Genomic DNA, 7,457 nt, shown 5'->3' on the forward strand with positions numbered 1-7,457 from the left:
GATGCCCATCTTTTCCTCCGTTTACGTTTGGAAACAGGTCATTGATTTTGTCATCCCCGGATTTTGGTGATGAACCTGAATTTACAAATGGAGTGAATTTATGGATATAAAAGAAGCGTTTGGTATAATTTATGATGGGTTAATAAGTGAAAATTCAGTACCAGTAAAATTAAGAACAAATAAGGAATTAGATTCGATTTTATTAAATCAAGTGAGAGAGGCACTGGATGTATTAACACAATACTATAAGGATAAAGAGACAGTTCCCAAAAAGTTAGCATTAGCTATGGTGGATATCTATGGTGCATTTTCATTTCAAGCAGGGTATTTTAACGATAAGTTTTTGGAGGAATTAGAGGGAATCGGTATTGAATTGCAGGAAAAAGCAATGAAGCTTTTTTCTGAATGAAATATTTCGAGGGATTTCAAAATAGACATGGGGATAAAAATGTATTTTAAGTGGAACTAAATATGAATCTTTAACTTTTCAAGAGAACCAAAAAAGTTGAAAATGAAATTTATATTTGAAGGTATTGTGGAATAACAATTGAAAAAAGTCTATGGAGAAATGAAGATTTCTCTTTAACAAATATGTAAAATGTTGATTTGCTTTATATAGAGGGAGTGTGTTGTATGGATTTTTCAATAGTTTCAGATACTGCAGGTGCAAGAGTTGATGAATTAGCTAGTGAATTAACAGACGCATTGGAATCTAATATAAATTCAAAATATAGGAATGTCGATGTTTCGATCGGGATAGCCTTTAGATGCTTACCAGAATCCTATGAAAGAAAATCATTTATTAGATATACGAAAAAAGATAACTATCTGACAATTGATATGGCAGTTACGGTAGAAGAATATGAAAAAATGTATAAAGTAGAACAGAGATATTATTTGGGGAATCTATTTTTAGAGTTTCTGAACAGGGCGTTAGAAAAAAACAACTTTGAAGGGCTTGAAAAAGAGAAGTTCATAAGTGACATTAAAATGTGGGCAAGAGAAATCCCTTTGAAAATGGATAATGGTTCAAATAAATTGTGTAATTGGTTTAATGAAGAGATTGATTGGTCTGTAGATCTTGATAAATAAAATTATTTGACCAAATATAATTTACAAAAAGTATTAAATAGTAGGGGGAATTAGATGCGGATGAAAATAAAATACCATTTAATGAAGAGTTTTGATGCTTCAATTACTGATGAAGATTTGATTTTTGACATTGATGACCCAAATATAATAGGTGGATGATAAATTATGGAGTATCGTTAGACTTAATTAATAATTATTTTGATATTATTGTTTATGGAGATACAGACTTGTTTTTTAAACAAGATATTATTTTGACCAATGGAATTTATTTAGTAAGTAATAAATTTATTAAAGCTTGGCAAGAAGTAGTAGGTGTTAAAAACGATGTTCAATGGATCGATTTTAACCTTTTAGATTCAAAGAGGATTCCAATAAATCATGACTTTAAAATAATAAACTTTACAAATACTATTAACTGTATTAATTGGGAAGAATCGCAATTTAATGTACATGATGATTTAGAGAAGGATTATAATTTTTACATGTCTGTATTCGATAAAACGAGACTGGAAGGTATTAAATCTGGCTGTGTGGACTGCGAAAGAAGTATATTTATTTCGGACGTGATCAAAAATTCTTTAGAACAATATAAATTAAATTCACTATTTTTTAAGGAAATTGACTAAAATACATAATGGAATTGTTTTAGCATATTTTGAGTCTTAGAGCATAACTGAAATTCAAAGCATATGTAAGGAAGGCTGTATATGTCCTTCTTTACATATGCTTTTTTGTTAGTAATAGAATGCCTAATTTTGGTATTATAGCTTTATCAGAAACAGGATTTTTTTTGCAAAGAGAAAATAATAAGAGTAGCGGTAATTATTTGGGGATTGTTGCCACTATTTTTTGGAATAAATCTTATTTAACTTTTGGATGAATCTCTCGTTTGATTGGAAGGAGATGTATTGGACCGATGTAAAAAATTTTTCTTACAAGAAAGGGGGTTATCGATATGTATAATGACCTTGCAAAATTAGTTGACGAAATAGCAATTGCAGCAGAAAAATCATTTTTAAGTTTATTTCAAAACCAAGAAAGTTATTATTATTGTGCATTGGTGACAACAGGGGAGGCTGTTGCACCAGTTATTTCAGCTTGGTCATTGGAGGCGTTGGAGAATATCTCTAAAAAATATTCAAAGGAGGATGCTCAATTAATAAAATGGTCATATGCAGATTCACCATATTGGAATTTTGGTTGCGAGAATTTTGAAACTGTAAGAAAACTATTTAATGAGCGTGTACTTGACTATACTGATGAATTTAAATGGTATAAAGAAGTAGAATTTAGATTAGAAGCTATGGTTTTGGCTATGGAAAAAATAGATAAAAAAGGTGTATTTTCTTTAAATCAACCGAGAAGTAAAGTGTATGTGAACGTTGAGGTAATGCCCCCTGATGTTACAAACACAATCAGAGCTTTACGTCTTAATAAGAAAGAAGACATTTTGGGTTGGCTTAGTGAGGCTGCTGAAGAGTAAAAGTTAATTTTAAGGTTCGATAAAAGATAAAATATATTACGGGCAAAAAAGTAAGATTGGGGGAAATGATGAAAATATTTAGTACAGCACCAGACGGTAATGAAGCTGCAGAGCTAGAAAATGCTCATTATTTTAACTTGGCAATTAGCAAAATTGAAGAAAGCAATGAATGGTTGAAGAAGACTGAGAAACCATATCAGGTTATGTTAGTTCATATAGATATTTAAATTGATGCTTTCTAGAAAGTATAAAGCGGATGCGAACTTAAGTATTAAGAAAGATAGGGTTTCAGAATGGAGAAATACTTTTGACGCATGGTTTACTAGGTGTGGTCAAAAAATCCCTTCAAAATATAGAAATGGAATTAAAGAAAATGGTGAAGAGTTATTTAAAGAATTGAGTGGATATGGTCATTAAAATAACTTATTATTTCGGTCACTTAAACTAGGGGATAATGTAATCTAAGGTGTTTTGAGAAGGTTATTATGTCTCGGTGATAGTTTCCACTAGGCAGCTTATTTTATAAGGAGCTTCTTTTTAAATGAATAAACGATATAAAAAGCCCCTCCTAATCACTAGGCTATCGAGCGATTAGGAAGGGCTTTGATTATTCTCATTTTTGGAACAATGCAATAGCCATCCTGCGAAACGTTTAGCGGTTATTACTCATGCGAATTAACCTTGCTGCGTTCACTTGCCTGGTCCTGTGCTGGTTGTTCCGACTGTACCGTTTGCTCCGACTCTGCCGGTTGTTCCGACTGTTCCTGTTGCTGCTCAGACTGCTCTTTCTTCATTCCGAGTTTTTTGCGAATAAAGCCCCAAATCGCTCCGCCGAACAGCAAAAGCACGATCCAAAACTTCTTCAAAAGAGGGATGAGCACAGCAAGCAAGCCCGCTTTTTTGGCAACCGCTAGACCCGCTCCTCCAAGAATTAATCCAGTCAAGCCGAATTCAGCTACCTTATCGGTTTTTTTGTCAAAATCCTCATAGCGCTGACCTTGCTTTAAGTTAAACTGCTTTAGGATCTTATTGTTAAACACTATACGATCCTTCTTCAAATTCTCCGGATCTGAGACGAGTATCGCCGAGATATAGCCTTCGCGCGATAGAAGTCGCACATTGTAGTTAATAACGCCGTTGTTCTGATTATCATGTGCCAATAAAGACCATGACAAACTGTGTAAGGAGTTGTCGTAGAACGGAGCAACATCCCATTTATCTACGAATAACTGATTTTCAGGACTTAAATCCTTATTCTTTTCTTCCGTGCCTTCTTTGTAGCTTTCGAGCAAGGCGTCAGCATCGATATCCTTTTTCTCGTCATCTTTAATATGTCCAGATTCGGTATATTCGAAATAAACGGCCCAACTCTGTTTTTCATCTTTTGGGAAAACCACACCGATTTCTTCCCCGTTCGGTTCCATTCCACTCTGCTTTATGTACTTTTTCGTGTTTTCGGCATCAAGGAAAATAAAATCGCTGCCTAATTGAAGTTCGGCTAAATTGGATCCAACGTCGACTTTCTGTCCACCTTCTATCCAATTCAGCTTTTCTTCGGCGTATGCGGGAACCGCACACGCCATTATAATAAGAGTCATAACAGTTACTGATTTTAATAGTTTTGCAATCAACGATTTCAAAAATAGCTTCCTCCCAAATCTGTGTTCTTACGCTGCGGACGACTTGTCCTTATTGCCTTTAAATAAATGAATGCCTACTAGGACGGCGCCAATACCTGCGAAAGCAATTTCAACAATGGTTTCGCCTCCGCCAAAAATTTTGCCAAAAACGGTAAATAATTTGAATTGTATACCGAATTGCGGCAGTATGAATGCCCCTAACCCCAAAATTAAAAACAAAATACCAGTACGTAACATAATTAACCCCCTTAATAATGGAAAATACTTATGTAGATTATCATATAATCCAAAATGTGGCAACGATGTAAATAGTCATATAACATTCTGTAGTAATTATGAACTATTAGAAATAAAAGGGGATTTCTGAGGATTACGGCTTATTTATATAAAAACGATTTACAGCTAACTAATATATAGGATTTTGAATTGTTTATCTGTTCGAAAGAGAAGCAAGAGCAACAAACGTTTTCTGTAGCGAAAGCAAAGCGTCAGCTACAATTACGTCAATGCGAAATCGACAGCGATTTTTCGGAATTTATTGACAATAATTCAGTTTTTATTGCTTTATTTTTGTGTTAACCTATTTTTAATTATAGTTAGCGCACAAGACTAGGACATTATAGGTGCTATTATATTTTTTAATTGGAGCAACTGGTTTACCAGTATACGTATATTGAGGATGCGCTCAAATATGCGATTGTATCTCTTCAGTCATACATACGGTTTAGTAGAAGCAAAGGGGCTGTAACACAAATGAAATACCTAACTAAGTCGATTTTTAAAAATGAAAACGGCAGTAAAATTAGGTTTCTAGAAACATCTGAAGAAACGAAAAGGGAGTTAAAAGAAAATTTTAAACTCCCTTTTTTAAGTCAAACACTTTTGGAATGGTACAGTGACTTACCTGAATCTAAAGACCTGATGTTTGATTGGACTAACGACTTCTATTTAATTGGTAAGGAAAATCTAATGAATGCTTTAGAAGGTTACAGATTTATTAAAGAAGGTAAAGGTTGGGTAGATTTCTCGGAGAAAATGAAATGGAACCAAAATTGGATTGTTATTTCTAGTTGGAGTGGGAATCCAGTGATTGCAGATGTAAGTAAGGTGGAAACCCCGATTTATTATGATTATGTTGGAGGAGAATTTTCCCCAAAACTACTAGTGGATTCACTGGAAAAGTTCGACTACTTTTTATCTGTATGGCTGGATAAACACAATGATAAATACTATAAATGCGGTGAATATCAATCTAATTTTTATGAGTCAATGGAGAAGGAGTGGAAAATTAAATTAAATAATGAAGAAATTAAAAATATATGCGAATTTCTCCCTATTTTAAAATCAAAAGAAAATTTTGCACCAATTGAGCAACGAATTAAAGAAAAAGTTAAAAAATATTATGTGTATCTTGATGATCCAGGCGAGAATAAATCAAATGTAATCTTAGCATTAAAAAAAGAAACAGGTCTATCATTCGATGAAATACGAAACCAATTAAATAGTACTGGATTTCTAATAGCTGAAGGATATGGGGAAAATACTTTAGTTTTGGCTGATTATTTTACTTCGTTAGGTGCTAAAGTAAGAACTGAGCAAAACTGAAATATTAGTGGTTTGTGTGTAGGTATGACATAAATGATAAGAAGTGGAGTCTTTATGAGAAAATTTTTTTAGGACATTACATGAAGTTCAAGAAGATGTAGTACAGGTTGCTCTTAGTAAATGTAAATGCAGTTGTGAAAATATTGAAGCATTATTATTCGATGTAACTTACGATACCATTTTTAAGATAATGGAGCTTATTGATGGTTATTCAAAAGATGATTTACAGTTAGATATTATTGAAAAAGACAGTAAAAAATCTTTAAAGGAAAATATTCAGTTACATGATGCTTGTGTAGATTTCATCAAAGCATGAGTTTTAAATTCTAAAACATTATGCAATGTAAATAAGATTTCTAAAGAGGTGAAAAGAATATGAATGATATAAATGAATTACGAAATAAATATATTTCCTTATATGATGATGTTGATGGAGTTTCTAAAGATTACTTGGATAAAATTGAACAAGATCTTAAAGTAAAACTACCTGAGGACTTTCGTGAAATATCTCGTTTCTATGGTGGAGGAGACATTGGGGGGAAAAGTATACATTCTTTTGTATTTTCTGATCCAACAAATCTACTAGGAGAGACTTTGAGAATTAGAGAGGCAGTTGGTTTACCGAATAGAATGGTTGTTATTGCTGAAGAAGATATGAGTGTAATTGTTATGGATACAGAAAACAAGCCATCAATCATATGGATAGATTCTGTAGAAGTAACTAAATTAGATAAGCAAGATTTTATTTCTAAGCCAGATGTTTGGGATGATTTTTCTGACTTTTTTAATTACTTACTAGATGAAGAAGAGGAAGAACGTAATAATATCTAGTAGATAGGAGTGATTAAATATGTCTTTAGAAAAACTAAAAACGATTTTACCTGTACCTGCAAAAACTTTTGGCGCTGGAGATATATTTCAATGGAAAGAGGCTGAAAAGGAGTTAGGCTCAAAATTCCCATCAGATTATAAAGAATTTATTTCTACCTATGGAGCAGGTGGGGTAGGTGGATTTTTATGGATTTACTCCCCATTTACTTGTGATGAAAACTTAAATTTTTTTATAAGGTCAAAAGAAGAGAACGATGCTTATTTTACTTCAAAGCAAGAATTCCCTGAAGATTTTCCTCGAAGTTTATTTCCTGAAGAGAATGGATTGCTTCCTTTTGCGGGAACAGATAATGGAGATGTATTAAATTGGATTACCTCAAATGACCCGGAAAACTGGTCCATATTGGTCTATGATGGAAGATCAGGTGTTTCCTATGAATATAAATGCTCGTTGGTTGAATTTCTTTATGGTGTCTTTAGTGGAAATATAACTTGTCATCTATTCCCTGATGATCTCTTAGATATTGAACTTGAATATATTGTATGACAGGTAGATTGAAGTAAATACCAAATTAATTAAAGTGATTAGTTAAAATAAGAGTTTTTTAGAGGCTATTCTTTTTAATATCTACACAAAGAGTAACGTACTTAGTTATGATAAGAATTCAAGCTTTTACAGACTGCTAACTCAGAGAAAGTTTTTTTATATATAGTGGAAAAATTTTATTATTACTCAACTTTCGCACCCTGAAAGATCAAGACATTGCTTGAAATAACTAGGCAGAGCTGCTAACCATTTGTTCATT

The 7,457-nt window shown here is 32.8% G+C and carries 10 protein-coding genes; 8 read left to right on the forward strand and 2 right to left on the reverse strand.

Features of this window, described 5'->3' with window-relative positions; all coding sequences use genetic code 11:
- Nucleotides 1-100: 100 nt before the first annotated feature.
- From AMS59_RS11105 to AMS59_RS26245, 5 genes are all read left to right on the forward strand, one after another.
- Nucleotides 101-409 (forward strand): hypothetical protein, encoded by a 309-nt coding sequence (locus AMS59_RS11105; protein WP_053483819.1) that lies wholly within the window; start codon nt 101-103, stop codon nt 407-409.
- 224 nt (nt 410-633) lie between these two features.
- Nucleotides 634-1,092: a hypothetical protein gene (locus tag AMS59_RS11110; protein ID WP_053483820.1), complete on the forward strand. Its 459-nt coding sequence runs from the start codon at nt 634-636 to the stop codon at nt 1,090-1,092.
- A gap of 155 nt (nt 1,093-1,247) precedes the next feature.
- Nucleotides 1,248-1,718, forward strand: coding sequence for a hypothetical protein (locus tag AMS59_RS11115; protein WP_053483821.1), 471 nt, complete (start codon nt 1,248-1,250; stop codon nt 1,716-1,718).
- Between the two features lie 329 nt (nt 1,719-2,047).
- Nucleotides 2,048-2,575 carry a DUF4303 domain-containing protein gene (locus AMS59_RS11120; protein ID WP_053483822.1) on the forward strand — a complete coding sequence of 176 codons (528 nt, stop codon included), beginning with the start codon at nt 2,048-2,050 and terminating at the stop codon, nt 2,573-2,575.
- 68 nt (nt 2,576-2,643) lie between these two features.
- The gene (locus AMS59_RS26245; protein WP_234007737.1) at nt 2,644-2,802 is read left to right on the forward strand and encodes a hypothetical protein; all 159 of its coding nucleotides are present in this window, start codon (nt 2,644-2,646) and stop codon (nt 2,800-2,802) included.
- Between the two features lie 435 nt (nt 2,803-3,237).
- On the opposite strand, the gene AMS59_RS11130 is transcribed toward AMS59_RS26245, so the two are convergent.
- Nucleotides 3,238-4,215: a DUF2167 domain-containing protein gene (locus tag AMS59_RS11130; RefSeq protein WP_234007738.1), complete on the reverse strand. Its 978-nt coding sequence runs from the start codon at nt 4,213-4,215 to the stop codon at nt 3,238-3,240.
- Nucleotides 4,216-4,242: 27 nt separating this feature from the next.
- Nucleotides 4,243-4,452, reverse strand: a complete 210-nt coding sequence (locus AMS59_RS11135; protein ID WP_053483823.1) for a hypothetical protein — start codon at nt 4,450-4,452, stop codon at nt 4,243-4,245.
- A 516-nt stretch (nt 4,453-4,968) separates the two neighbouring features.
- On the opposite strand from AMS59_RS11135, the gene AMS59_RS11140 reads away from it, so the two are divergent.
- The 3 genes from AMS59_RS11140 to AMS59_RS11150 all read left to right on the forward strand — a co-directional run bounded on the left by AMS59_RS11140 (nt 4,969) and on the right by AMS59_RS11150 (nt 7,198).
- Nucleotides 4,969-5,820, forward strand: a complete 852-nt coding sequence (locus tag AMS59_RS11140; protein WP_053483824.1) for a hypothetical protein — start codon at nt 4,969-4,971, stop codon at nt 5,818-5,820.
- A gap of 375 nt (nt 5,821-6,195) precedes the next feature.
- Nucleotides 6,196-6,651 (forward strand): SMI1/KNR4 family protein, encoded by a 456-nt coding sequence (locus AMS59_RS11145; RefSeq protein ID WP_053483825.1) that lies wholly within the window; start codon nt 6,196-6,198, stop codon nt 6,649-6,651.
- Nucleotides 6,652-6,670: 19 nt separating this feature from the next.
- Nucleotides 6,671-7,198, forward strand: a complete 528-nt coding sequence (locus AMS59_RS11150) for an SMI1/KNR4 family protein (protein ID WP_053483826.1) — start codon at nt 6,671-6,673, stop codon at nt 7,196-7,198.
- Nucleotides 7,199-7,457: the final 259 nt, after the last annotated feature.

This window comes from Lysinibacillus sp. FJAT-14745 (genome assembly GCF_001275675.1).
In the GTDB taxonomy this organism is placed as follows: Bacteria; Bacillota; Bacilli; order Bacillales_A; family Planococcaceae; genus Lysinibacillus.

Coding starts and splice junctions, on each gene's coding strand:
- AMS59_RS11105 (WP_053483819.1), top strand. CDS start 101: ATGGATATAAAAGAAGCGTTTGGTATAATTTATGATGGGTTAATAAGT.
- AMS59_RS11110 (WP_053483820.1), top strand. CDS start 634: ATGGATTTTTCAATAGTTTCAGATACTGCAGGTGCAAGAGTTGATGAA.
- AMS59_RS11115 (WP_053483821.1), top strand. CDS start 1,248: ATGATAAATTATGGAGTATCGTTAGACTTAATTAATAATTATTTTGAT.
- AMS59_RS11120 (WP_053483822.1), top strand. CDS start 2,048: ATGTATAATGACCTTGCAAAATTAGTTGACGAAATAGCAATTGCAGCA.
- AMS59_RS26245 (WP_234007737.1), top strand. CDS start 2,644: ATGAAAATATTTAGTACAGCACCAGACGGTAATGAAGCTGCAGAGCTA.
- AMS59_RS11135 (WP_053483823.1), bottom strand. CDS start 4,452: ATGTTACGTACTGGTATTTTGTTTTTAATTTTGGGGTTAGGGGCATTC.
- AMS59_RS11140 (WP_053483824.1), top strand. CDS start 4,969: ATGAAATACCTAACTAAGTCGATTTTTAAAAATGAAAACGGCAGTAAA.
- AMS59_RS11145 (WP_053483825.1), top strand. CDS start 6,196: ATGAATGATATAAATGAATTACGAAATAAATATATTTCCTTATATGAT.
- AMS59_RS11150 (WP_053483826.1), top strand. CDS start 6,671: ATGTCTTTAGAAAAACTAAAAACGATTTTACCTGTACCTGCAAAAACT.